At 67.2% G+C, this 24459-nt stretch carries 26 protein-coding genes; 16 read left to right on the top strand and 10 right to left on the bottom strand.

Annotated elements, in window-relative coordinates; translation table 11 throughout:
• The 4 genes from AVZ66_RS09410 to AVZ66_RS09395 all read left to right on the top strand — a co-directional run bounded on the left by AVZ66_RS09410 (window position 1) and on the right by AVZ66_RS09395 (window position 3290).
• Window positions 1-678 carry a hypothetical protein gene (locus tag AVZ66_RS09410; RefSeq protein WP_058983824.1) on the top strand — a complete coding sequence of 226 codons (678 nt, stop codon included), beginning with the start codon at window positions 1-3 and terminating at the stop codon, window positions 676-678.
• A 111-nt stretch (window positions 679-789) separates the two neighbouring features.
• Entirely contained in the window at window positions 790-1836 is a 1047-nt protein-coding gene (locus tag AVZ66_RS16630) for a hypothetical protein (RefSeq protein ID WP_058983823.1), read from the top strand.
• 52 nt (window positions 1837-1888) lie between these two features.
• Window positions 1889-2785: a signal peptidase I gene (locus AVZ66_RS09400; RefSeq protein WP_197407748.1), complete on the top strand. Its 897-nt coding sequence runs from the start codon at window positions 1889-1891 to the stop codon at window positions 2783-2785.
• Complete coding sequence (locus AVZ66_RS09395; protein ID WP_058983821.1) at window positions 2775-3290, top strand: hypothetical protein; 516 nt, start codon at window positions 2775-2777, stop codon at window positions 3288-3290. The genes AVZ66_RS09400 and AVZ66_RS09395 overlap by 11 nt, the downstream gene beginning before the upstream one ends.
• 29 nt (window positions 3291-3319) lie before the next feature.
• On the opposite strand, the gene AVZ66_RS09390 is transcribed toward AVZ66_RS09395, so the two are convergent.
• On the bottom strand, window positions 3320-4111 hold the full coding sequence (locus tag AVZ66_RS09390) for a winged helix-turn-helix domain-containing protein (protein ID WP_058983820.1): 792 nt from the start codon (window positions 4109-4111) through the stop codon (window positions 3320-3322).
• Between the two features lie 192 nt (window positions 4112-4303).
• Between AVZ66_RS09390 and AVZ66_RS09385 the strand changes: the two genes are divergently transcribed.
• Complete coding sequence (locus AVZ66_RS09385; protein WP_058983819.1) at window positions 4304-4840, top strand: hypothetical protein; 537 nt, start codon at window positions 4304-4306, stop codon at window positions 4838-4840.
• Between the two features lie 117 nt (window positions 4841-4957).
• Window positions 4958-5137 carry a hypothetical protein gene (locus AVZ66_RS09380; RefSeq protein ID WP_058983818.1) on the top strand — a complete coding sequence of 60 codons (180 nt, stop codon included), beginning with the start codon at window positions 4958-4960 and terminating at the stop codon, window positions 5135-5137.
• Here AVZ66_RS09380 and hmgB read toward each other — a convergent pair whose 3' ends face one another.
• The 4 genes from hmgB to AVZ66_RS09360 all read right to left on the bottom strand — a co-directional run bounded on the left by hmgB (window position 5138) and on the right by AVZ66_RS09360 (window position 10262).
• Window positions 5138-6475, bottom strand: coding sequence for a hydroxymethylglutaryl-CoA synthase (hmgB, locus tag AVZ66_RS09375; RefSeq protein WP_058983817.1), 1338 nt, complete (start codon window positions 6473-6475; stop codon window positions 5138-5140). It lies immediately after the preceding gene.
• Between the two features lie 62 nt (window positions 6476-6537).
• A complete protein-coding gene (locus AVZ66_RS09370) occupies window positions 6538-8667 on the bottom strand; it encodes a hypothetical protein (protein WP_058983816.1) in 2130 nt (709 codons plus the stop codon).
• Between the two features lie 90 nt (window positions 8668-8757).
• Entirely contained in the window at window positions 8758-9336 is a 579-nt protein-coding gene (locus AVZ66_RS09365; protein ID WP_058983815.1) for a DUF2150 family protein, read from the bottom strand.
• Window positions 9337-9416: 80 nt separating this feature from the next.
• Window positions 9417-10262: a TatD family hydrolase gene (locus AVZ66_RS09360; protein ID WP_058983814.1), complete on the bottom strand. Its 846-nt coding sequence runs from the start codon at window positions 10260-10262 to the stop codon at window positions 9417-9419.
• 116 nt (window positions 10263-10378) lie between these two features.
• Between AVZ66_RS09360 and AVZ66_RS09355 the strand changes: the two genes are divergently transcribed.
• Window positions 10379-11083: a TIGR00266 family protein gene (locus AVZ66_RS09355; RefSeq protein WP_058983813.1), complete on the top strand. Its 705-nt coding sequence runs from the start codon at window positions 10379-10381 to the stop codon at window positions 11081-11083.
• Here the strand turns inward: AVZ66_RS09355 and AVZ66_RS09350 are convergent, their stop codons facing one another.
• On the bottom strand, window positions 11084-11533 hold the full coding sequence (locus tag AVZ66_RS09350; RefSeq protein ID WP_058983812.1) for an NYN domain-containing protein: 450 nt from the start codon (window positions 11531-11533) through the stop codon (window positions 11084-11086).
• A gap of 97 nt (window positions 11534-11630) precedes the next feature.
• Between AVZ66_RS09350 and gcvT the strand changes: the two genes are divergently transcribed.
• From gcvT to AVZ66_RS09320, 6 genes are all read left to right on the top strand, one after another.
• On the top strand, window positions 11631-12725 hold the full coding sequence (gene gcvT / locus AVZ66_RS09345) for a glycine cleavage system aminomethyltransferase GcvT (RefSeq protein WP_058983811.1): 1095 nt from the start codon (window positions 11631-11633) through the stop codon (window positions 12723-12725).
• Window positions 12722-13096 (top strand): glycine cleavage system protein GcvH, encoded by a 375-nt coding sequence (gene gcvH / locus AVZ66_RS09340; protein ID WP_058983810.1) that lies wholly within the window; start codon window positions 12722-12724, stop codon window positions 13094-13096. Before gcvT ends, gcvH begins: the two co-directional genes overlap by 4 nt.
• 293 nt (window positions 13097-13389) lie before the next feature.
• On the top strand, window positions 13390-13668 hold the full coding sequence (locus tag AVZ66_RS09335) for a hypothetical protein (RefSeq protein ID WP_058983809.1): 279 nt from the start codon (window positions 13390-13392) through the stop codon (window positions 13666-13668).
• 189 nt (window positions 13669-13857) lie between these two features.
• Window positions 13858-15240 (top strand): aminomethyl-transferring glycine dehydrogenase subunit GcvPA, encoded by a 1383-nt coding sequence (gene gcvPA, locus AVZ66_RS09330; protein WP_058983808.1) that lies wholly within the window; start codon window positions 13858-13860, stop codon window positions 15238-15240.
• Window positions 15240-16661, top strand: a complete 1422-nt coding sequence (gene gcvPB, locus AVZ66_RS09325) for an aminomethyl-transferring glycine dehydrogenase subunit GcvPB (protein WP_058983807.1) — start codon at window positions 15240-15242, stop codon at window positions 16659-16661. Before gcvPA ends, gcvPB begins: the two co-directional genes overlap by 1 nt.
• Before the next feature lie 64 nt (window positions 16662-16725).
• Complete coding sequence (locus AVZ66_RS09320; protein ID WP_058983806.1) at window positions 16726-17151, top strand: CopG family ribbon-helix-helix protein; 426 nt, start codon at window positions 16726-16728, stop codon at window positions 17149-17151.
• Here the strand turns inward: AVZ66_RS09320 and AVZ66_RS09315 are convergent.
• From AVZ66_RS09315 to AVZ66_RS16625, 4 genes are all read right to left on the bottom strand, one after another.
• Complete coding sequence (locus AVZ66_RS09315) at window positions 17148-17414, bottom strand: hypothetical protein (protein WP_058983805.1); 267 nt, start codon at window positions 17412-17414, stop codon at window positions 17148-17150. The genes AVZ66_RS09320 and AVZ66_RS09315 overlap by 4 nt on opposite strands.
• A gap of 106 nt (window positions 17415-17520) precedes the next feature.
• Entirely contained in the window at window positions 17521-18576 is a 1056-nt protein-coding gene (locus AVZ66_RS09310; protein WP_058983804.1) for a tyrosine-type recombinase/integrase, read from the bottom strand.
• Between the two features lie 2 nt (window positions 18577-18578).
• Complete coding sequence (locus AVZ66_RS09305) at window positions 18579-18953, bottom strand: DUF5805 domain-containing protein (protein ID WP_058983803.1); 375 nt, start codon at window positions 18951-18953, stop codon at window positions 18579-18581.
• Between the two features lie 576 nt (window positions 18954-19529).
• On the bottom strand, window positions 19530-19700 hold the full coding sequence (locus AVZ66_RS16625) for a hypothetical protein (RefSeq protein ID WP_197407747.1): 171 nt from the start codon (window positions 19698-19700) through the stop codon (window positions 19530-19532).
• A gap of 140 nt (window positions 19701-19840) precedes the next feature.
• On the opposite strand from AVZ66_RS16625, the gene AVZ66_RS09300 reads away from it, so the two are divergent.
• The 3 genes from AVZ66_RS09300 to AVZ66_RS09290 all read left to right on the top strand — a co-directional run bounded on the left by AVZ66_RS09300 (window position 19841) and on the right by AVZ66_RS09290 (window position 24451).
• Window positions 19841-20314, top strand: a complete 474-nt coding sequence (locus tag AVZ66_RS09300; RefSeq protein WP_058983802.1) for an Lrp/AsnC family transcriptional regulator — start codon at window positions 19841-19843, stop codon at window positions 20312-20314.
• Between the two features lie 260 nt (window positions 20315-20574).
• Window positions 20575-22065: a proton-conducting transporter membrane subunit gene (locus AVZ66_RS09295; protein WP_058983801.1), complete on the top strand. Its 1491-nt coding sequence runs from the start codon at window positions 20575-20577 to the stop codon at window positions 22063-22065.
• Window positions 22055-24451: a DUF2309 domain-containing protein gene (locus AVZ66_RS09290; RefSeq protein WP_058983800.1), complete on the top strand. Its 2397-nt coding sequence runs from the start codon at window positions 22055-22057 to the stop codon at window positions 24449-24451. The genes AVZ66_RS09295 and AVZ66_RS09290 overlap by 11 nt, the downstream gene beginning before the upstream one ends.
• Window positions 24452-24459 lie beyond the last annotated feature (8 nt).

Genomic DNA, 24459 nt, shown 5'->3' with positions numbered 1-24459 from the left:
GTGGGATTGAGCCGCCGGCGACTCCTCGGTTCCGCCGCCACCGTGGGCGCGGCGTCGTTCGTGGGCCTCACAGCGCTCACTTCTGACGCGGTCGCCTACCAGTCGTCGACGACGGTCGGCAGCGACCCGTCGGTTCGCGTGGACTGGCGAGAGACGTACAACGGCGCGGTCGTCGACGACGGCGACGAGCAAGACGGCCCGGTACTCGGCGTCGGGAACGCCCAGCCGGGCGACTCGGGGACGGTGGCGTTCCGCGTGACCCCCGACACCACCCAGAGCGCACGCGTGTCGTTCTCGCTCGCGCTCACCGAGAACAGTGAGAACGGCCGGAACGAGCCCGAGCGCGCCGCCGGCGATACGACGGGCGACCGCGGCGAGCTCGCCGACGCGCTCGACGTCGCGGTCTGGTACGACACCGGAACGCTCGGGTTGTTGGGGTTCGGCGGCTGCGACGGCGACCTCGACGCCGCGGAGACGACGCTGGTGAACGGGTCGCTGGTCGAAGCCGACGCCGCGCTCGCCGAGGGCGTCCAACTCGGTGGCGACTGCATCGACCCGGACAGCGCGGTCTGCGTCGGCCTCTCGTGGTCGTTGGCGGCGTCGACTGGCAACCGAATACAGGGCGACAGCGCCGGGACGTCGCTGTCGTTCACCGTCGAATCGTGTGATGGACCGTGACCATTCCAAGCCGGATTAAGGCGGTCCTTGAACGCCTAAGCGCGTCAATAAGTATGCTTGCCGTGGGCGTGGTTCCAGTCGTGTCCCGAACGGGAACGGGGGGAACCGGCGATGCCTGACGTCTCGCGGCGCGCACTGCTTCGTGGTGTCACGCTCGCCGGCGCGGCGAGCGTCGGCGGCGCAGCGGGCGTCGGGACGCACGCGTTCCTCACGGACGGCCAGCTGTTCCCGGGGAACGACGTGGCGTCCGGGTCGCTCGACCTCCAGGTCGCGACGCTGGTCGAGTCCAACGGCGAGGTCACGACGACGCCCCGACAGGACCCGGCGGCGTTCCCCGCGTCGTTCGCCGAGGAGACCGACGTCACGCTCTCGTTCCGCGACGTCGATCCGGCGAGCGGGCCGGTGTCTGGCTCGGCGACCGTCGCGTTCCGCGTCTGCGACAACCCCGGTCGCGTCTGGCTCCGGGCCGACGGCCCGGCGTCGGCGCTCGCCGACGAGGTCGACGTTACGCTCGCATACGCGTCCACCTGCGGCGACGCCAGCGCCACGATCTTCGAGGGCTCGCTGACCGGGCTCCTCGACGAGTTCGACGGTGGCGTCCGGCTCGGCGCCGGCGGCTGCCGGGAACTCGGGAAGGTCGAACTCCATGGAGGGGCGTTCGTCGCCGAGGAGACCGGTGACTCGCTGGCCGTCGGCGACGTCCCGGGTTCGCTGGCCCTCGACGGCTCGACCACTCTCGAAATCACGGGCGTCCATTGGAAGGACGACGGCGACGAAGTCCGTGGCGTCGACCTGGCCGCCGACGACGTCGAGTTCTGCCGCGTGAACGTCAAGGGCGGTGGCAAACCGACGCACGCCGGCGGTGGGAACGGCGCCAGCGGGAACGAACCGGGCCTCGTGACACACCGCTGGGACTGCGCGTCCGCCGCGACGGCCGTGCTCGCGGGCACGAACCCCGGCGGCCAGCCCAGCGGCCTCAGCCACTTCGTCGTCTACGGTTGCACGGACGACGACGGCTGCGTCGGCTGTGAGCCGGCGTGTCTCACGCTGGACTGGACGCTCCAGACGCCCGACGCGGCCGGCGAGTCGCTGTCGTTCGTGCTCGAACTGTTCGCCAGCCAGTGCCGCCACACCGACCCAACGAACCCATGGCAGTAACGATACTTTCCACGATGTCGCCGCTCGCCCGCAGAACCACGGGGTGGTCGCGGTGACGTCCATCACGCTCCGCCGCACTGTCAGCGCCGTCGCGACCGTGCTCGCCGTCCTCGTCGTCGCCCTGTTCGTCATTCAGGCGGCGCCGTGGCTAGTCGGCGCGGACTCCAGCTACGTCGTCCTCTCCAGCAGCATGGAGCCGTCGCTCTCACCCGGGGACGCCGTCGTCGTCAACGACGTCGACCCGGCCACGCTCGAAGCCGGCGACGTCATCACGTTTGTGCGCTCCGAGGAGTCGACGCCCGTCACGCACCGCGTCGTCGAGGTGGTCGAACGCGAGGACGGGCTGGCGTTCCGCACGCAGGGCGACGCCAACGACGACCCCGACCCCGCACTCGTACCCGCATCGAGTGTGACGGGCGAGGTCTGGTTCGCGATTCCGTACGTCGGCCACGTGGTGCTGTTCGCGAACACGCCGACGGGCCTCGCGGTGCTCGTCGGCTTGCCGATTCTCGCGTTCGTCGCGTCCGAACTCTACGCGTTCGCGCGCGGCGACTCGACGAACGACCGAGAGGCGAACGACGTCACCGTCACTCGGCCAGTCGGGGAACTCGGCAAGCCGAGAGGGATGGACCGGGTCGGCGACCTCCCGTCGCCGCCCGGGTCGACGCACGAAACCGTCAGCGGCGACGCGTTCACGATTACGACCCGCGACCTCAAGCTGAGTTCCGCGGGATTTGGCGTGCTCGCGGTCTACAGTGGGTACGTCGCTTACCGCGACCTCGAACCGGTGAGTGTCGGCGTGTTCGCCGGCGCAGTACTGATCGTCGCGTTCGTCACCGTCGTGTTCGCCGCCGGCGAGGAGTCCCCCGAGCGCAGCGACCGACCGGGCGGCCGCGAGATTCCCGACGGCGGCGACGTGTCCGACGGAGGTAAGGACAGTGACGCGTGAAGTCGGCATCGTCGTGATGGTCGTGGCCGCCCTACTGGCGGGATTCACCGGCGGCATCGCCGTCGCCTCGCTCGCCGACACCGAGACTGTCGGCGTGTCTATCAGCGTCGACAACCACAGCGAGCGCGTGACTGTCTCGAACGCGAACGGGACCGTACAGCCGGGAACGACCGCGAACAACACGACGATCGCACCGACCGCCACCTCGCCGGGCAACGGCACCACTCAGGGACGGAACGGTACGACCACCACTCCAGCGCAGAACGAGACGACGACGGCCCCGGAACAGAACGGGACCACGACCGAGAACGAAACGACGCCGGAGCAGACCGAAACCACGACGACGACCTCAGTCGTGAACGAGACGACCACCACGACACAGACGTCGACGGAAGCAACGACGACGGAACAGAACGAGACTGCGACAGCCACGTCGACGCCAACGAGTACGCCGATGTCTTCGTTCTCGACGACGACCCGGAGCGAGACGACGGCCGAGGAGTGAGTGCCGCGAGCGTTCGTCGTCGGGCCGACCTACTGCTTCCCGTCGAGGTACGCGTCGTACGGCGTCGCGCGCTCCCAGTGGTTCTCGAAACAGCGCGTGGCCCACTCGACGGCGTTGTCGTCCGCGGTGTCGGCGACGATTTGGAGCTGGGACGCCTCCTCGTTGTACCCTCCGAGGTAGACGCGTTTGTCCGCGATAACCAACCGAAAGGCCGGCGGGTCGCCGACGCAGACGTCCAGCGAGCCGTCGTCGATGGCGCGTTCGAGCGCGTCGGCGCTCTCGCGTCGCAGGTGGTCGACGACCGTAGCCGGGTAGAGTATCTCGGCCTGAAGCTCGGCCTGCACCCGGTCGTAGAGGGTGCGCTGGTAGGCGGGGTCGGGCGTCGTCGGCGCGAACTCCCGGATTCTCGAAGACTCCGTCACGAGCGTCAGCAACCGCCGTATCGGTCTGTAGGGGTCGCCGGCCTCGGGCTCGGTCACGGTCGCACCTTCGAACGCGTGGAGGTCGGGTGGTTCGTCGGTCGCTTTGAGCGTACTCAGAAGCGGTGCCAGCATGCGCGCGACGCGCAGCGTGCTGGTCGCGCGCTCGGTCTCCTCCTGGACCACACGACCGAACGGTGTCAGTTCGTAGGAGCCGTTCTGCCGCTCGACGATTCCCAGCGATTCGAACGTTTTCACGACGCGGTGGGCGGTCGAACGCGACACGTCGAGTGCCATCTGCACGTCCGACCGCGTCGCACCCCCGTCCTCGAACACCCGAAAGACCCGTTGCCGACTGATAGCGGTGCGGAGAACGTCGGCTTCGTCACGGTCCACCCCCATGAATCGAACACATACTGTGTGTAACAATAGTGATTCGTGTCAATTACGTCCCAGGATGTGCGGAAATATTCACGTTCTGGGACGATTGTCGTCAATTAACTATACCTTCCACTGTGGCACACTGTTTGTGTGGTCCTCGGTGACGTGGAACGGGGGAGTTTCGCAGGCCGGGGCCACGAGAGGGGGACACGTATGCTCACAGAACGAGATGTGGACGAACCACTGGACAGAGCGGAAATTCACGACGTACTGAGCAACGACCGGCGGTGGCGCGTTCTCGAACTGCTCGGCGACGACGAGCCACGAGACCTGCGTTCGCTCGCGAACGACATCGCGGCCGCCGAATCCGGGGAGTCGCCGGCGCCGCGACAGGCCCGACAGAGCGTCTACGTCACGCTCCACCAGAACCACCTGCCGAAACTCGACTCCCTGGGAATCGTCCAGTACGACGACACGTCCAAGATGGTCGAGCTGGACAGCCGCGCGGACGAAATCGACATCTACCTCGAAGTCGTCGAACGGAGTGAACTCTCCTGGACCGAGTACTACCTCGGCGTCGTCGTACTCGGACTCGTCACGGCGCTCGCCAGCTACACCAGCACGCCGGTGCTGGCGACACTCGACCCGGCCGCCTACTCGTCGGGCGCGCTCCTCGCGCTGTTGCTATCCATCGGCTTCCAGCTTCACGAACAGGGGAGCCCGTGGCTCGACCGATTGAAACGCTCGTAGTTGCCGTCGTCGGATTTTCGCCGGGTGTTCGCTACGCGGTGGCTTCTCCGGGCTCCTCCACTGCAGCGACGCCGCTCCTCCGCAACTGCTAACCCACCGCCCCTCCACTGGGAACGCGTGAAACGAGCACTTGCGTCGCTGGCGGTCGGTACTGTCGTCTTCCTCGTCGTCGCCGTCGGCGTCACCGCGCTGCTCGACGAGGTTATCTGGCCGTCCGCAGTGCTGGGTGTGCCGGCGGGCGTGCTCGCCGGCGCGCTCGCCGCCGTCGGCACCGCGCTCGCGCTCGAAGACCGCTGACTACTCGACGTACGTGTACTGGCGCTCGTTCATCGGGCCCCAGCCGTCGAAGACGAACTCCTCGTCGGGCTGCGTGAACGGCTCCAGTTCGACGGACTTCTCGTGGTTGTGCCGGTCGTGAATCTGCTCGTACTCCGAGAAGGAGAGGTCGTAGCGGCGCTCGACCTGTTCGTCGACGTTCAACGCCGCGACCTCCTCTTCGAAGCCGGGCTGGACGGTCTCCTCGTGAATCTCGGCCTGCGCGCCGGAGCCGTACGACGCCACGAGGAGCTTCTCCCCGGACAGGTCACGGCCCTGCTCGGCGGCGTGCTTGAGCGCGCTGACGCGCGCGATGTGGACCGAGCCCGTGTACCAGTTCCCGACCTGACTGGAGATGGAAAGCGTCGGGTCGATGGCCTCGCCGTACCACTCGCGGTACGCGTCGGTCTCCTTGAGGTCGTCGACGTACGACCGGGTGGCCTCCTCGAACGCCTCGCGGGAGTCGAAGTCGTCGCGGCGCGGCTGCCGGCCGATATCGTCGGCGAGCGCGTCCTCGACGTCCGTCCCGCGAATCATGTGCCGGTAGCCCAGCACCGCGGCCTTCCGCACCATGCCGGGGAACGGCGTGTGGAACGGGATGAACGCGTAGTCGTCGGGGTGGGTCTCGCCCGCGGCGCGCTCGAAGTCCTCCAGCGCTTCGCGCATCCGCGCGAGGTACACCTGCACCGAGCGCTTGCCGTCCACGCTCGGGAACTGCTGGTTCGGCTTCAGGAAGTCCGTCTCGTCCGCGGAGCCGTACCCCTGCTCGGTCGACAACTCGACGAGGTCCGGGTCCTCGGTGATGTACATCGCGACGGCGCCCGCGCCCTGCGTCGCCTCCCCGGAGGAGTCACGCGCGTACAGCGCGGTGTCGGTCGCGACGACGATTGCGCCGCGCCCGCGATTCCGCCCGGCGAGAATCCAGTTCACGGCGTCGTCGAGACTCTGCGTACCCGCGATGCACGCGAACTTCCGCTCGCCCTTGTTCGCGTGGTGGAAGTCCCCGTCGTAGACCTGTTCGAGACACCCGGCGATGTACGTCGACACCGGCTTCGAGTTGTCGAACGACGACTCCGTCGCGACGTCGATGCGCCCGACGTCCTCGGGTTCGAGGCCCTTGCGCTCCATCAGGCGGTGCGCCGCGTTCGCACCCATCGTCACGATGTCCTCGTAGGCGTCCGGGAACGACGACGAGAACAAGCCCAGTCCCTTCGTGTACTTCTCGGGGTCGTCGCCCTGCTCGGGCGCGAACGTCTCCGCGAGGTCGAGTTTCAGCCGCCCCGTTCGCACTTCGATGGCGTCGATGCCGACGCTAGTCATGCGCTCGTCTACGCGAAACGGTCATATGGGTTTGTCGATGGTGGTTTTCGACGGGTGACGAACTATGCAGACCCAGTCGCCCAGTCGTAGTTCCCGTCTTGGTCGTAGCCGACGGCCAGTAGAGTGTACGTCTCGCCGCCCTGAATGTTTGCGTCGGATTGAATCGTAATTGTCCCTGGTTGAATCTGTTGACCACTCCCCGTTCGTGTCGCCGTCGCGACGACATTCTCGTCACTGTCCACGACTACGTACTCAATTCTATCCATGTCGTTGTCCCCGTCGGTGTCCTGAGACTGTACCTGCGCTGTGAACCTGTCTTGGCCCGCGTTCTTACCGAAGTTGTTGACCTGTGTGGATGTCGCACTTGACGAACTTCCGTCGACGGATCCGTTAGCTACGTCCGAAATCAGGCGCTGGTCTACGACGATGCCGTCGTCGTCTTGTACTTGGACGAGGATTTGGTACTGGTCGTTCTCCGCGCCACCAGCGGAGTAGAACGCGGTCCCCGTGGTCCCGGTGATTGTCCTCTGGTCGGTCACGTACACGCTGTCCTCGTTGAGGAACAAGACTTCCGTCTCGGTGAACTTCCCGGCCGAGTCACTCACGTCGTAGTCCACAGTATAGCGAGCGTTGTTGTTCTCCGTGGTATCGATCAAGCTCGAAGAGGCCAGCGTCGGGCTGTCACTCTCCGAGAGGTCGTCGTTCCCACTCGGGTCCTCGCTATCGGCGGTGTCCGTGACCGTTCGTTTCGCCACGGGGTTGCCACTACTCTCATTAAAGACTTCGATGGTAATCTCGTACTCGTCCCCACCAGTTCCGCCGTACTCGTCTTCCCAACCGTAGTCGTCAATATTGTTCCGCGGCTCGAAGCTCGCGTATGTCTGGTCGGCGCCGCCCGAGTCGAGATTCTCGTACGTCACCTCGACGCGGTCGAAGTCTGTGACGCCAGTCGCGTCGTAGGACGTCTCGTACCTCGCGAGTGACCCGGTCTGACCCTGGTCGATAATTTTCGACTCGAATGTGGATGGGCTGTCTTCATCATCACTACCACCACTGTCAGTAGCGTCAACGTCTACGGTTACGTTCTCACGCGCATTTTCGTTCGCCGAAATAGCGAGCGTCACGCTGCCCTGCTTACCTCCGTTGACCACGAATGTCGTCTGTCCGTTCTGATTGGTGACGCGGTGTTGGTTTTCGAAGATATTCGCGACAGTTGACTCGTTGACGTTCACCTTCACCCCACTCTCCGCATTATTGAACCGGTCCCGAGCTTCCACAGTCACGCGGTCGCCACGATTCTCCACGAGCGTCAGGTAGTGCGCTGGCGGATTCTCCGTCCCGCTGCCGACGCCGAGGCGCGCCGTCTGCAGCGTGAACTCCCCGGACCACTCCACGACGGCGACCACGCGGTCCTCGTTGGGAACGTCGACGACGTCGATGACGCCGGGGTGGCTGCCGAGGTCAGTCCGACTCTCCAACTGACTCGCCGAGAGGCGCGTCGGGACAGAGACGTTCACCGGCTCACCGGTCTGGTTCGGCTGGACCTGCACGCGCTGGTAGGGCGCGCTCAGCGTCTCCGGGCTCACGGTCACCGAACTCGCGCGCGACGTGCTCAACGAGCCGTTGAGCGTGACCAGCGTGATGGTCCGCGTCTCGTTGTCCACGAGCATCTGGTCGGTGAGCGGAATCGCGGTGCCGTTGTTCGTGTCCGGGTAGAAGTTCGAGAGCACCGACGTCTCGTAGAGGAGATTCGGCGCGTTGTCGTACTCGTTGTAGTCCGGCTCGTACTCGAGGTACTTCGTGGACGCCGTCCAGCTCCCGTTCAGGAAGTCTTTGGTTTCGTCGTTCGTCGCGTTGATGTTCGAAACGCGAATCGTGTTGTTCTCGTAGCTCCCGGTTCGCAGCGTTCCCGTCGCTGGCGGCGGGTTCATCAGAAAGGCCCGAGACGGGTACTGCGTGCCGAGGGTGACCGAGGCTGGCTGTGCGTTGCCAGTCGCAGCAGACCGCAGAATTCCATTCCGCACGTCCGTCATCTGGTTCTGGACGGTCTGGCTGTGCTTGTACTCGACGTCGGCGTTCTGCGAGGGGACGACCGTCGCTTGGTAGATAGAGAGCGCGATAACGAGCGTAGCGAACAGCAGTATCGCCCCGACCTGGACGGACTGCGCTCGGTTGTCGTCCCTGAAACGCACGGTTGTGTGGACTCGGGCGGGCAGCGCCATAAACGCGACGCCTACCACGGCGTCGCCGGCGACAGCCCGCCGAGAGCTGGCTCGCGGCCGTCAGTCGTCGTCTTCGATGACTTCCGGGTCCGAGAGCGCGCTCTGGAGGCTGTCGAGGCCGTTGACCCACTCCGTGACGAGGCCGTACTCGACGTCGTCGAGTACGTCCATGTCGAGGTCCTCGCCGTCGACGACGCGCGTGCCGGCGCAGGCGCTCAGGCCGAGCGCGCGGTCGAGGTCCTCCTCCTGTTCGGCTTCGACGGCCGCCTGCACGTATCCGGTGACGTCGGTCTCGTCGGCGACGCCGTCGGCGAGGTACTGCTCGGCGCTGTAGAACACGCAGACCAGACTCGTCTGGACGCCGTCGACGAGCATGAGCTTGTCCTCGTCCTCGAAGTCGGGCTCGGAGAGCACGACCTCGCGGATGTCCGTGAGTTCGTCGAGGGCTTCCTCGTCGTCGATTGCGTCGTTGTCGTAGGCCTTCAGGATTTTCGCGACCGCGATGGCGACGTCGTCCTGCAGGTTCAACAGCAGGCGCGCCGAATCCTCGTCCTCGGGGTCGATGTCCTCGTCGCGTAGACGGTCGAGCCAGTTCTGCCAGCGTTCCTCGGAGTAGAACTCCTCCTCGGGGGCACTCATACTCCGTACGCCGGCCGCCCGAGACAAAGGCCTTTCCTTCACCGGAGCGGCGAGTCACGCGTCCGCACGGTCCGCGCTCGCTACTCGTCGAGCGTCCCGCGGGTGTCGATGCCGTAGACGGCTTCGGGGGTCTCGACGTGCGCGATACGGACGGCGTCGTCGTGGCCCTGCTCTTGGAGCCAGCGCACGCGTCGCGGCACCGTCTTCGGCCCCATCACCGCGCCCGGACGGTCGGCGTCGTCCACGAAGTCCGTCTCCATCAGGAACGGCTCGCCGACCTCGACGGCGGTCTCCAGGTACTCTTTGTCGCACATCACGCTCTTCGTGACGCCGTCGAGTTCGCCGCTCGCGTAGTGTTTCACGACGCGCTCGGGCGGCAGCCCCGCGGCCTCGGCCCACTCCGCGACGTCCGTGAGGTCCTCGGTCGATTCGGTGTGGAGTTGGAGCGCGACCCCGGTCTCGGCGGCGCGCGTGCACGCGTGTCGGATGACCTCGTTCGAGGCCTCCCAGACCGCATCGCTGACGTCGTAGTGTGGACGACCGGACTTCAGCGCGACCGCGTGGCCGTCGCTCGCGTACTCCGCCGCGACGTCGATGCCCGCGCGCATCAGTTCACCCGCGTCCTCGGGCGCGAACCCGCGGTCGTCCACCAGTCGCGAAATCAGTCCGGGGTGGACGCCGAGTACGGGCCACGCGCGCCCCGGCAGCACCTCGGTCGCCTCGTCGACGAGGCGGAGCGTCTCCTCGAAGACGGCGCGGAAGTCCTCGCCGTCCTCGACTTCGATGCCGTGGTGCCATGACGGCTTGTTCACCACGAGCAAGTGCGTGCCGCCGAGGTGGACGAAGTCCTCGACGGCGTCGATGCCACGGTTGTCGGCGTCGAGGTGGAGGTGATTGTCGAGTACGGGCGTCCCGAGGTCGGTCATGGCTCGGGGTTGGCGCGTCGTCCTCGAAAAGCTGTTCGTCTCACGCGCCGCGACCGAGCCGAACCGTTATCCCGGACGACGCAGCAGTTCAGTATGGACCCACCGTCCTGACCACTATGCAGGTAGCCATCACCCACCGGCCGTCGTACGCTCACCTCGTCGTCGACCTCGACGTCGGCGAGTCGATTCTCGCCGAACCCGGCGCGATGGTCAGCCACGACCCCACTGTCAGCATCGAAACGTCGTCCACCCGCGGCGGCCTCCTCGGTTCGGCGAAGTCCGTGCTCGGCGGCGAGTCGCTGTTCGCCAACGAGTTCGTCGCCGAGGACGGCCCCGGAACCGTGACGTTCGCGCCGCCGACGCCCGGCGACGTGCAGGAGCACGAACTCCAGAACGAGACCCTCTACGCCGTCGACGGCGCGTTCCTCGCATCCGACCCGGCAATCGACGTCGACTCCGAGTTCGGCGGGCTGAAGTCGCTGCTCGCGGGAGCGAGCATCACGCCGCTGGCGCTGTCGGGCACGGGCAGCGTCTTCCTCGAAGCGTTCGGCGGCATCGAGCGCGTCGATCTTGACGACGGCGAGTCCTACGTCGTGGACAACGAGCACGTCGTTGCGTGGGAGGAGTCAGTGTCGTTCGACGCGCGCCGCGTCGGCGGCCTGAAGTCCACGCTGCTCAGCGGCGAAGGCATCGTCATGGAGTTCGACGGCCCCGGTTCCCTCTGGTACCAGACCCGCGGCCTCGACACGTTCACGAGCGCCATCGCAGAATCACTGCCGACCGCCGGCGACGACGACGGCGGGTTCACCGTCGACATCTGACTACTCGTCGAGAACCACTGCGTCGTCGGCGGCGTTCCGGAGCGCGTCCGACCGCCCGTGCTCGCCGGGCGCGATGGCGAGCGTGCGCACGCCGCGCCGCGCCGCCGTCTCCAGCACGGGCTTGAAGTCCGTGTCGCGAGAGGCGACCGCGAGCACGTCCACGCCGCCCTCCACGACGAGTTCGGTCGCGTCCACCGCGAGTTTCACGTCCACGTCGCCGCTGGTCACGCGGACGTCGTAGCCGCGGGCCTCCGCGGCCTGCATCAACTCCGGGGTCGCGTGCTCGTCGACGTACAGCCGCGTCACCGCCAGTCGCCCGGCCGCTTCGGCGGTGTCCCGCACGTCGTCTAAGTCCACGTCGAACTCCTCGCGGAGGACGTTCGGGCCGTCGACGAACAGCGCCACCCCGCCGTCGGCGTCTTCGTCTAACAGGCCGCTGAGTCGCTGCATACCCGCGTTCGGGGGTGACCGGACAAGAGCGTGCCGGAAGTTGCTCGCGTCGCCCGGGATACGAAAACATTACTTGCCGGCCGCCGACGCGTCGAGTATGGCTCTCCGAACGCCGCCGCTGTACGGTCGCCACGACGACCGCGGCGCGCAGTTCACGGAGTTCGGCGGGTGGGAGATGCCCGTCGAGTTCGACTCCATCCGGACCGAGAACGCCGCGGTGCGGGAGTCGGCCGGCGTCTTCGACGTCTCCCACATGGGGGAAATCGAAGTCGGCGGCCCGGACGCCGAACTGCTGATGCAGCGGCTCACGACCAACGACGTCACCGCGCTCGACCCGGGTGACGCCCAGTACTCGGCGATTACGGACGACGAGGGAGTCATGCTCGACGACACCGTCGTCTACCGGCTTCCCGAGGGCGACGACGCCGAGTTCCTGTTCGTGCCCAACGCCGGCCACGACGAACAGATGTACGACCGGTGGACCGGCTACCGCGACGACCACGACCTCACGGCGACCGTCGACAACGTCACCGGCGAGTACGGCATGGTCGCCGTGCAGGGCCCCGACGCACCGGAACTCGTCGCGGCGCGCGCCGACGACTCCGTGCTCGACCTCGGGCGCTTCGAGGCGAAGTACGCGGCGGTCGCGGGCGTCGAGTGCTGGGTCGCCAACACCGGCTACACGGGCGAGGACGGCTTCGAGGTCGTGTTCCCGGCGGACGGCGCCGGCGCGGTCTGGGACGCGTTCGCCAACGACTGCCAGCCCTGCGGGCTCGGCGCGCGCGACACCCTCCGACTGGAGGTCGGCCTCCTCCTCTCCGGGCAGGACTTCCACCCCGAGGAGAACCCGCGCACGCCCTACGAGGCCGGCATCGGCTTCGTCGTCGACCTCGACACCGAGTTCGTCGGCCGCGACCGCCTCGCCGCCCAGAACGAGTCGGGCGTCGACGAGGAGTTCGTCGGCTTCGTCCTGGAGGAGCGCGGCGTCCCCCGGCACGGCTACGACATCCGGAAGGACGGCGAGACTGTCGGCGAAGTCACGAGCGGGACGATGAGTCCCACGCTCGACGAACCCATCGGCCTCGGGTACGTCGACACCGACTACGCCGACGACGGCACGAGCGTGGAGGTCGTCGTCCGCGGCACCGGCAAACGAGCAACCATCACCCCCACACCTTTCATCGACTCATGAGCTTCGACGTTCCCCAAGACCTGTACTACCTCGAATCGCACGAATGGATAGACCCCGACACCGGCCGCGTCGGTATCTCGGACTTCGCGCAGGACGAACTCGGCGACGTCGTCTTCGTCGAACTCCCCGCCGTCGGCGACGACCTCCAGCAGGAGGCCGAGCTCGGCGTCGTCGAATCCATCAAAGCCGTCTCGGACATCTACGCGCCCGTCTCCGGCGAAGTCACGGACGTCAACGACGCCCTCGAAGACCAGCCCGAACTCGTCAACGACGACCCCTTCGGCGACGGCTGGCTCGTCGAACTCGACTTCGACGAATCAGAGCTCGACGAACTCCTCGACGCCGACGAGTACGCCGAGCAAATCGCCTGAAGCCACTTTTTCCAGCGCTCGCGGCCTCCGGCCGCTCGCTTGCAAAAACGTGGTGAAAAAGCACTCCTCGCTCCAGCGCGCCTCCGGCGCTTAGTCGCTCGTCGGCCCGCGCTCGCTCGCTGCGCTCACTCGCGCGGTGAACCGGCGACCTTCCGGGTCCTGCGGACCGCTCACGGGTCGCTACGCTCCCCGTTCGCGCAGACCGAGGCGCTCGTCCCTCGCGCCTCGCGCCGCTCGCGGATGCTGGCTTTTCCTGCCGAACGTTCTTGTCGTGCCGGTGTGACCGTTCTCGAATGGCACCGACTGTCGACGACCTGCGGAACGAGATTCGAGAGTCCGTCGGGCGGTACACGCGCGTCGAGTCTACTGGCTTCACGAAGGAGGCGCTGGCGGCCATCTGTGGGGCGCTGGGGTACGACGTCCAGAAGGGGAGTCTCCCGTCGAAGTCCGTGATGCGCGCGGAGATTCGGGCGCGCGTCGGGCTGGCCGACGAAGCGGACTCCGAGCAAGCCGGCGGGTCGTTCCGGAAGGCCGACCTCGAAGCCGTCGCGGAGGCGCTCCGCGAGGACTGACACTCGCAACGCTTGCCACTATACCACCTCGTTCGTGACCATTTCGACGTTCGACACTGACTATCGTAGCACGTTCGCGCACACTTCTCCGGTCGGTGGTGTTCCGGAACCGGGGGTATCTTGGTTGTCCGCTCCGCAAGTCCCGCGTATGTCTGGATTCGATGGCGGTCCGTCGCCGGGAGGACGACCATGAGCGGGCGCGAGAGCGGGAGCCCGTACGCGCCACACACCGACGCCGAGACCGAAGCGATGCTGGACGCCGTCGGCGTGGCCGACGTCGAAGCGCTGTTCGACATCCCCGACTCGGTGCGCTTCGACGACGACTTCGGTATCGATGCCAAGTCCGAGCAGGAAGCCGTCACGGAGACGAGAAAGCGCCTGCGGCGCAACGACGACCTGACCGAGTTCCTCGGGCGCGGCCACTACGAGCACTACGTGCCGTCGCTGGTCGACCACCTCGCCCAGCGCTCGGAGTTCCTGACGTCGTACACGCAGTACCAGCCCGAGGTCACGCAGGGGTTCCTGCAGGCGCTGTTCGAGTACCAGTCGATGCTCGTGGAACTCACGGGACTTGGCGTCGCGAACTGCTCGATGTACGACGAGGCGACCGCGCTCGCGGAGGCCGCGCTGCTCGCCAAGCGCGTGCGCGCCGCTGACGGCGACCGCGTGCTCGTCCCCGAGTACGTCCGCGACGGCCACGTCAGCGTCCTCCAGAACTACACGAAGGGCGCGGAAGTCGTCGTCGAACGCTACGGCACCGACGCCGGCAACGTCGACACCGACGCGTTCGCCGACGCCATCGACGACGACGTCGTGATGGTGTACGCCGAGAACCCCACGACGACCGGCGCAGTCGAGGAGCACCTCGACGCCGTCGGTGACCTCGCGGACAAACACGACGCGCTGTTCTGCCTCGGCTCCGACCCGGTCGCGCTCTCCCTCCTCCAGCGCCCCGTCGACGTCGGCGCGGACGTGGTCGTCGGCGACGCCAGCGTCCTCGGCCTCCCCACGAGCTACGGGATGGGACTGGGCGTGTTCGCGTGCCGGGAGGACTTCCTCCGACAAGTCCCGGGCCGGCTCGTCGGCGCGAGCGAGGACAGCGCGCCGCCGGAGGGGGCGCGAGGTGGAGGCGGCGAAGCCGCCGAAACGGGCGGAAACCGCACGTACACGCTCACGCTCCAGACGCGCGAACAGCACATCCGCAAGGAGCGCGCGACGTCGAACATCTGCACGAACCAGGCGTGGGTCGCGCTCCGTGCCGCCATCCACGCCGCGTCGCTGGGCTCCGAGGGGCTGGTGAACCTCGCCGAGCGCATGGTCGAACTCCCGCGCGACCTCGCGGCCGACCTCGACGCCATCACGGGCGTCCGCGCGCCCGTCCACGACCGCCACCACTTCCGGGAGTTCCTCGCGCACACCGACCAGCCCGCGCCTGCCATCGCCAGCGACCTCGAAGCCGACGGGTTCGCCGTCCACGCGGTCGGCGACCACCGGCTGCAGGTCTGCGTCACGGACGCCAACGAGCACGCCGCCGACCGCCTCGTCGCCGCGTTCGAGGAGGTGACCCACTGATGGAGCACTACGACCAAGCCGCCTACGAGCAGGCCGACGGCGACCAGTACGAGCCGCTGCTCTCGGAGAAAGACGAGACGACCACGGAAGTCGAGTCGTCGCTGCCCGACGAGCTGACGCGGGACAAACTCGAACTGCCGAGCCTCGCGGAACCCGAACTCGCGCGCCACTACGTCCGGCTCAGCCAGCAGAACTACGGCGTCGACTCCGGGCCGTACCCGCTGGGCTCGTGCACGATGAAGTACAACCCCCGCTTCACGGAGGACATCGCCGCGCTCGACGCCGCGAGCGTCCACCCTGACCGCTCTGCCGAGAGCGTGCAGGGAACGCTGAAACTCCAGTACGACCTGCAAGACTACCTCGGACGCATTGGCGGAATGGACGCCGTCACGCTCCAGCCACCCGCTGGCGCAGCCGGGGAGTTCGCGGGCATCCTGCTCGCGGACGCCTACCACGAGGCCAACGGCGAGGGTCACCGCGACGAAGTCGTCATCCCGGACGCCGCGCACGGCACGAACTTCGCGTCGGCGGCCTTGGGCGGGTACGACGTCGTCGAGATTCCGTCCGGCGACGACGGCCGCGTCGACATCGACGCCCTCGACGCCGCGCTCGGTGAGAACACCGCCGCGCTGATGCTCACGAACCCGAACACGCTCGGCCTCTTCGAGCGCGACATCGAGCGAATCGCGGACATGGTCCACGACGCGGGCGGCCTGCTCTACTACGACGGTGCGAACCTCAACGCCCTGCTCGGCCGCGCGCGCCCCGGCGACATGGGCTTCGATGTCATGCACTTCAACGTCCACAAGACGTTCGCGACGCCCCACGGCGGCGGCGGCCCCGGCGCGGGTCCGGTCGGCGTCACCGACGACCTTGCGGCGTTCCTCCCCGAACCCCACATTCGACAGACGGACGGCGGTAGCTACGAGCGCTACACCCCCGAGCACTCCGTCGGGAAGGTCCACGGCTTCTCGGGGAACTGGCTCGTCCTGATAAAGGCGTTCGCGTACATCGACCGCCTCGGCGACGACGGCCTCGGCGACGCCTCCGCGAAGGCCGTCCTGAACGCGAACTACCTCGCCGAACAGGTCGACTACGACGTGCCACTGGGACCGTTCCACCACGAGTTCGTCGCCAGCGCGGGCGACCAGGACGCTGCCGACGTCGCCAAGCGCATGCTCGACTACGGCGTCCACCCGCCGACGACGAAGTGGCCGGACCTCGTCGACGAGGCGCTGATGACCGAACCGACGGAGGTCGAGACGAAGAGCAACCTCGACGACCTCGCGGACGCGTTCAACGCCGTCGCCGGCGAGGACGACGAGACCCTCGAATCCGCGCCGAATCGAACGACTGCCCGGCGAATCGACCAGACGGCAGCCGCGCGGAACCCGCGGCTGTCGTGGCACGACCTCGACTAACGCAGCGGCGCTGAGCGCGGACTTTTAGCCAATCCTTATTACTCAAAGCGCCGTCGATTAATACATGACCGTCGTCAGCGTCTCGATGCCCGACGAACTCCTCGAACGACTCGACGAGTTCTCCGAGGACCACGGCTACACCGGCCGCAGCGAGGTCGTCCGAGAGGCCGCGCGCAACCTCCTCGGCGAGTTCGAGGACAAACAACTGGAGGACCGCCCGCTCATCGGCGTGGTCACCGTCCTGTTCAGTTACGAGAACTCCACCGTCGAGGAGCGCATGATGAACCTCCGCCACGAGTACGAGGGCCTCGTCACGAGCAACGTTCACAACCACGTCGGCGACCACTACTGCATGGAGCTGTTCATCCTCGAAGGCAAGCTCGACGAGATTTCGGAGTTCGTGGGTCGCGTGCGCGCCACGAAGGACACGATTACGGTCGACTACTCGGTGATACCCGTCGACGGCTTCACGCCGCTGGCCGAGCGCTAGTCGACCACCCGCGGCTCGTAGATGCGTTTTCTGGCGTCCGGAATGTAGACGCGCTCCTCGATTAGCGCCGCGTCTTTCAGCAACGCGAGCCCGTGGCGGGTGGTGCGCTTCGAGAGCCGCGTCCGGTCGCGGAGTTCGGCCTGCGTGAGCGGCGAGTCGTACTCGAGAACCTTGTAGACGAGTTTCGCGCTCGGCGGCAGGTCCGTCAGGGCGTCGCTGTCGGGAGTCGGCGATGCGTCGTTACCGTCGGCAAAAACGACCACTGGTCTCTGCCATACACGTCCGCCGACGCCGGGCGGGTAGTTAGGCGTTTGGCTCCTCCCAGAAACAGCCGGTGACCCGACGGAATTTGATATAGCGGTATATGATTTACACGCTACCGCTCGAACGCGCACTCAGTTGGTAGATGGACCGACTGTACGGCTCGGCTACCAGTTCCTGCCAGTTGTGGGTGTAGCGGTCCATCACGTCGCCGACGTCCCCGCGCAGGTACTTCACGAGGTAGCCGTCGTCGGTCCGCTGGCGCAGCTCCGTCGTGAAGAAGTGCCGGAAGTAGTGCGGGGTGACGTTCTCCTCGACGCCCGCGCCGGTCGCGTACCACCCCTGCTCGCGCGCCAAGTCTGTGACGTACGCCCGCACCATCTCGCTGGTCAGCCGCTCGCCGTAGCTCTCGGAGACGTTCACGAACAGCGGCTCAGCCGGCGACTCCACGTCCGGTCGGATTGCCAGCCACTCCACCAGCTCGCGCTCGACTTCCTCGTCGACGGGGATGCGCGTGTCGCGGTGGCGCTTGTTCCCCTCGGTCCGCTTCCCGCCGTTGACGGTGTCTCCGACGTCGATGTCGCTGGTGACGAACAGTGTGTTCTCGCGGTCGCTGACGGCCGCTCGCGGCTGGACGCCGTAGTGCTGGGCTATCGCGGAGTGAGAGAGATTGACGTCACGCAAGTCCAGATTGCACAGTTCGCCGACGCGGATACCGGTCTTCGCCAGCACCACCACGATAGCGCGGTACAGCGGGTTCCGAATCGCGCCGACGAACTCCTGCATCTCCTTGACCGCGATGCGCCGCCGCGTTGGCGAGGAGTCCCCGCGCTCGCTCATCTCCTCCATCACGACGACCATCGGGTTCTCGTCGAACTCCCCGGTCTGGACCATGTACCCGTAGAAGCGGTTGACGTGGACGGCCTTCGTGCGAATCGACCCTGGCGCGTAGTCGGCCTCGCGCAGCGACTGAATCCACTTCAGGCAGTCACTCCGGGTCGCGTCGTCGATCGGCGTCTCGCGGCTGGCGAGGAATGCACGGAACTGGCGGAGCGTCGTCCGGTAGTCCGCGATGGTACTGGACGAGCGGCCGTACAACTCCATCTCGTCGAGGAACGTCCGAACGGGGCCGTCAACGGAGTCGTTCGTTGTGTCTAGTGACACGGTCAGTCGTCCTCCGAGCGAACGACGAGGCCGTCCTGCTGGATGTCGTAGTCGATTCGGCCGTCGTCGTCGAGGCGAGCCAGACAGTCCGTGACCGTCTGCTCGATGTCGCCGGAGATCTCCTCGACGACGGCGTCGCGACTGGCGCCGTCGGCGTCGTCGATGACGTCGACGATTCGCCGCTCGACGAAGTCCGCTAGAGTGGTGTCTTCGGCGTCTGAACCCTGGGGGTCGAGGCCGAAATCACGCCGTCCAGCGTTGACCATCGACCGGACGTACGCGGCGCGGCTGGCGAACCCCATCTGCTCGGCTTCCTCGTCGTAGACCTCGCGCTGGTGTCGCGGGACGGCGACGTTGAGCTTCACGTCCTCGGTCATGGTGTGGACCGTCTCGCGGTCGCCGGTTAATCGTTTTGGTGTCTGTAGGCGGATTAGGGAGATAAGCCCGACTAGAGAACCAAAGAAACGCCCTTCGACCACCCCAGTTTGGTTATCAACGATAGATTACTGCGGTAAGATGGCTACAGCAACCAATGAATTGGGTCCCGTCACGACTGCCTCAGTCAGTCGAACCGAAGCCACGCGCAGGTGTTCGAGGGCGCTCGGGGGTGGCCGTGTCGGAGTTACGACCGGCGACAGATTCTCTTCACTCGAATCTACTTGGTGGGCGGGCGCGCAGCGACGCGCCCGGTCCAGCGGCTACACGATTGCGTCGAACGGCAATCGGAGCACACGGGCGAAGCAGTCGCGAGCGAGCCGTCAGCGCCTCGCTACGCTGTCTGCTTCGAGGTACGGGCTTCTGAATGATAGTCGGGTGGCTGATTCACTCATCGACTGCACGTCCCCGCAGAAACTGTGTAATCGCCGGCGCGCGTAGATGGTGTCACATTCTCCGCGTGGTGCGGGGTTCGCGGATCGGGAAGCAGAGTCGAGGAGTGAGTGCGAAACGGTCGATTACGCGGAGGCCGAGGAGTCGATGTCGCCGTCGATGCGGACGAACCCGTAGTTACAGTCGGGGCAGTACCACTTCGTCTTCTGTCCGAGGTGGAGTTCGGTGGCCGCAGCGCGGTAGAACGTCTGCTCGTCGCCGCACTCCGGACAGTCGTGTTCGAGTTCGCGAGCCATACGCGCTGTTCTGCGGGCCACACCATTCAACGTACTGGTTTTCCGGACCACGCACCACAGGTAAACCAAATACGACGATACAAAGTTCGAGGGTCAGCCCGTGGTGCAAGGGTCAAGTGGCTCTGTCGCGGACATGCGGTATGGCCGACGACGACATCGACGACGTGGACCGAGCCATCCTGTACGCGCTCCAGGAGGACGCCCGGAACATGTCGTCGGGAGACATCGCAGAGCGAACGGGGACGTCGGACAGCACCGTCCGCAAGCGCATCCAGCGACTGGAGGACAGCGGCGTCGTCAAGGGGTACAGCGCGAGCGTCGACTACCAGCAGTCCGGGTACCCGCTCCGGATGTTGCTCTACTGCACGGCGTCGATTCCCGAGCGCGGCGACCTGATTCCCGAGATTCTGGCGATCGACGGCGTGGTCTCCGTGCAGGAGTTGGTCACCGGCGACGAGAACCTCCTCGTCACGGCCGTCGGCGAGTCGGACGACGACATCACGTCGGTCGCGCAGGAACTCCTCGACATGGGGTTGACCGTCGCCGACGAGGTGCTCGTCCGGAGCCACGAGACGACGCCGTTCGGCGGCTTCGACCCGGAGAACGGACGCTAATTGTTCCAGCCGCGTGCGTCCGAGGGCGCGTGACGTTCAATCGCGCTCGGTGAACTCTGCTCTCGACCTGACGAACGACTGCGGCCACTGGACAGTCCTCTCGGACGCGGAGCGAATAAACATAATGTTCTATCATCTACTTCTAACGAACAATTTGTGAGAATAGCCAACTTTAATAGACGAACTGTTCTCTTGTCTGCATAGACGCGACCGGACCGGTCTCCGAGTAGGCTCGGGCCGAATCGGTTGCAGACCGAACCATGTCGGGACAGGACACAACGACGACGACGGTCGGACCACTCCCGGACGCGACGGCGGAGTCGCCGTTCGCGCCCGCCGCACTCACGTGGCTCGTGTGGGCGCTGTTCGCCGCGAGCGTCGGCGCGCTCGTCGTTCGAGCGCGAACCGCGGGCGCGTGGGAGTTCAGCGGGGTGGTCTCCGTCGACGGACTGACCGTGCTGATGTGGGCGGTGGTCGCCTTCTTCAGCGGCGTCGTCCACAGCTACTCGCGGCGCTACGTCGCGGGGAGCGCACACGAGACGGCGTTCTTCGCGAATATATTCGCGTTCACGCTCGTCGTGATGGCGCTGGTCGCCGCCGACCACGTCGCCCTCTTCGGCGTGCTCTGGCTGGCGATGGGACTGGTGATGGCGGAACTCGTCGGCACCGTCGACGGCTGGCCGCAGGCGAGAGCCGCCGCCTCAGTCGCCCGCAAGCACTTCCTCGCCAGCAGCGCGCTGTTGGGCGTCGCGCTGACGGCGCTGTGGTGGACGACCGGCGCGACGACCATTTCCGGCGTCGCCGCGAACGCCGACGCGCTCGGCGGCCCGGTGTGGCTCGCCGCGGCCGTCGCACTCGTGCTCGCGGCGATGATTCAGTCCGCGCTCGTGCCGTTTCAGACGTGGCTGCTCTCCTCGATGACCGCGCCGACGCCGGCGTCCGCGCTGATGCACGCGGGCTTCGTCAACGCGGGCGGCATCCTCTTGGCGCGCTTCGCGCCCGTGGTCACCGTCGACGCCACGCTGATGCTCGCGATAGTCGCCGTCGGCGCGGTCAGCGCGGCCGGCGGGAAGCTCCTGAAGTCGGTCCAGACCGACGTCAAGAGCAAGCTCGGCTGTTCGACGGTCGGCCAGATGGGGTTCATGATAATGCAGGCGGGCCTCGGGTTCTTCGCCGCCGCCGTCACCCACCTCATCCTGCACGGTTTCTACAAGGCCTACCAGTTCCTCGGCTCCGGCGGCCAGGTCGAACCCACCAGCCCGACCGAGGGAACCCCGCACACCGCGGACGGCCTCCCCAGCGTCACCGGCGCCGCCGTGACGCTGCTCACCGGCCTCGCGGGCGGCGCGCTGTTCGCCGTGCTGACCGGGAAGGGGATGCACGTCGACAGCGGCCTCCTGTTGACCGTCTTCGTGGTGTTCACCACGATGCACGCGGCCCGCGACGCGATTGGCCACACGTCGCTGTCGGCAGCCGCTCGCTACGTCGCCGTCCCGCTGGTGTTCTTCCCCGCCATCCTCGTCTACGCCGCGGTGTACGAGGGCGTCGCGGGACTGCTCCCGGTCGAGGCGGCGCCGACGGAGCTGACTGTTCTCCACGCCGCCGTCGCCGCCGCGTTCGCTGCAATCTACCTCGCCATCGAGACCGGCGTCCACGAGCGCAGTCGGTGGCTCTACGTCGCCCTGCAGAACGCCAGTCGGCCGTCGCCGGCGACCGTCTTGACGTCCACGGAGGAGTACGATGACAACTGAGACAGCTATCCACGACAGCATCGAGGAGGCGGCCGGCGTCGTCGGTTCCCTGTGGCCCGTCCATTCGTTCGTGACGGCGAACCCGCTGGCCGGCTTCGAGGACCAGCCCTTCGAGCAAGCGGTCGCGCGCGCCTCGGACCTGCTGGGCGGGCGCGGCTACCCGAGCGCGGAAGCGCTCCGTGCGGCGCTGGACAGCCGGCAGATAGACCGCGACGCCCTCGACGCGGAACTCGCGGCGGCCGGCTACGACGACGACCCCGAGGCGCTGCTCGACCGCGTGGCCGACGCGACCACCACCGACGACACCGCTGCTGACGACGCCACGGAGCGCGTCGACCGCGTGCTGTCGAAGTGGCTGTCCGCGTTCCTCGACGAGGGGAGCGCGCACTGGTCGATGCCGAACCGCGGGGCCGGCTTCTACACCGCGTTCCGCGAGGTCGCCGCCCACGACGGCGAAATCCCGAACGACGGCGTCGCCGCGGACCTGCCGGAGTCGCCGATCGAGACCATCGCCGCGGTGCTGGAGCCGTACCCCGAGGACGAGTGGAAGGGAATCTTCGAGGCGGAACTGGCCGCGCTCCCGGGCTGGACGTGGTTCGTGAACCGCCGCGTCGAGGACGACGGCGAGTGGCAGTCGGCGCACCCGATTTCGCTTGCGGGCTACCTCGCGGCGCGGCTGGCGCTGCTGGACGCCCACGGCGTCGACCTCTCGCCCGCGGGTGACACCGACCCGGACCCCGCGGACGAAATCGCGGCGGCGTTCCTGCGCGCGTGGGAGGCGACCTACCGCGACGACCTCGTGAGCGCCGTCGCCGCCGAGAGCGAGTCGCTGGCCGACGACGAGGCGTCGAGGCGCCCGGACGCCCAACTGGTCTTCTGCATCGACACGCGCTCGGAGATTATCCGCCGGCACGTCGAGGCCACCGGCGACTACGAGACCCACGGGTACGCGGGGTTCTTCGGCGTCCCCATCGAGTACGAGGGCTACGACGCTGACGTCTCCGTGGACGCCTGCCCGCCGATAGTCGACCCCCAACACCGCGTCACCGAGACGCCGACCGACGACGACCGGCGGGCAAGCCGCGACCGCTGGACGGGCCTCCGCGAGGCCGCCACCGAGGTCGTGGAGACGCTGGAGGCCAACGCCGCCACCGCCTACGGGTTCGTGGAGAGCGCGGGCAGCGGCTACGGACTCGCGCTCGCGGCCCGCACGCTCGTCCCCCAGCGCGTCCGCACCCTCGCTGGTGCCGCCGGCGAGCAGGTGCCCGGCGTCCACGAGTTCTGTGAGCCAGCACTCGACCACGAACACCGCGACGGCGCGCTCCCGTCCGGGCTGACGACCGAGGAGCGCGTCGAGTACGCGGCCAACGCCTTCGAGCTGATGGGCTTCGAGGAGTTCGGCCGCCTCGTCGTCTTCACCGGCCACGCCAGCGAGACCGCGAACAACCCCTACGGGTCGAGTCTGGACTGCGGCGCCTGCGCGGGCAACCCCGGCGGCCCGAACGCTCGCGTGCTTGCGGCCATCTGCAGCGACGACGCCGTCACGGACGCGCTCCGGGAGCGCGGCTTCGATATCCCCGAGGACACCGTCTTCCTCGCCGCCGAGCACAACACGACCACCGACGAAATCGAACTCTACGACGGCGACGTCCCCGAGAGCCACGCCGCCGACCTCGAACGGTTGCGCGCGGACCTCGCGACCGCCCGCGAGGGCGCGGCCGCCGAGCGCGTCGAGTCGATGGGGGGCGACGGCGCGGCCGTCAGCGAGACCGAGCGCCGCGCCGCCGACTGGGCGGAGACGCGCCCCGAGCTGGGACTGGCCGGCAACGCCGGGTTCGTCGTCGGCCCCCGCGAACTGACCAGCGACCTCGACCTCGACGGCCGCGCGTTCCTCCACTCCTACGACCACTCGACGGACCCGGACGGCGACGCGCTGGCCGCGATACTCACGGGGCCGATGGTCGTCACGCAGTGGATAAACACCCAGTACTACTTCTCGACGGTCGACAACGCCGTCTACGGCAGCGGGTCGAAGATCACGCACAACCCGGTCGGCAACCTCGGCGTCTACCAGGGGAACGGCGGCGACCTGATGACGGGCCTCCCGCTGCAGTCGCTGACGACCGCTGCCGACGAGTCGTACCACCAGCCGCTGCGCCTCTCCACGGTCGTCCACGCGCCCGTCGAACGCACCGAGGCCGTGCTCGCGGACAACGAGCAACTGCAGGTGCTGTTGGACAACGACTGGCTCTCGCTGACGGTCGTCGACCCGACGCGGGACCACCGCGCGTTCGAGTACGAGCGCGACCTCTCGTGGACGCCCGCCGTCGAGCCGGAAGAACCAGAGGCCGAGAAACAGCGCGCGCCAGCGGTCGCAGACGACTAACCCGCACT

It is taken from the genome of Halobacterium sp. CBA1132 (assembly GCF_001485535.1).
Taxonomy (GTDB): domain Archaea; phylum Halobacteriota; class Halobacteria; order Halobacteriales; family Halobacteriaceae; genus Halobacterium.
Note: the sequence above shows the minus strand (reverse complement) of the source record. Positions and strands in the feature narration are given on the sequence as shown.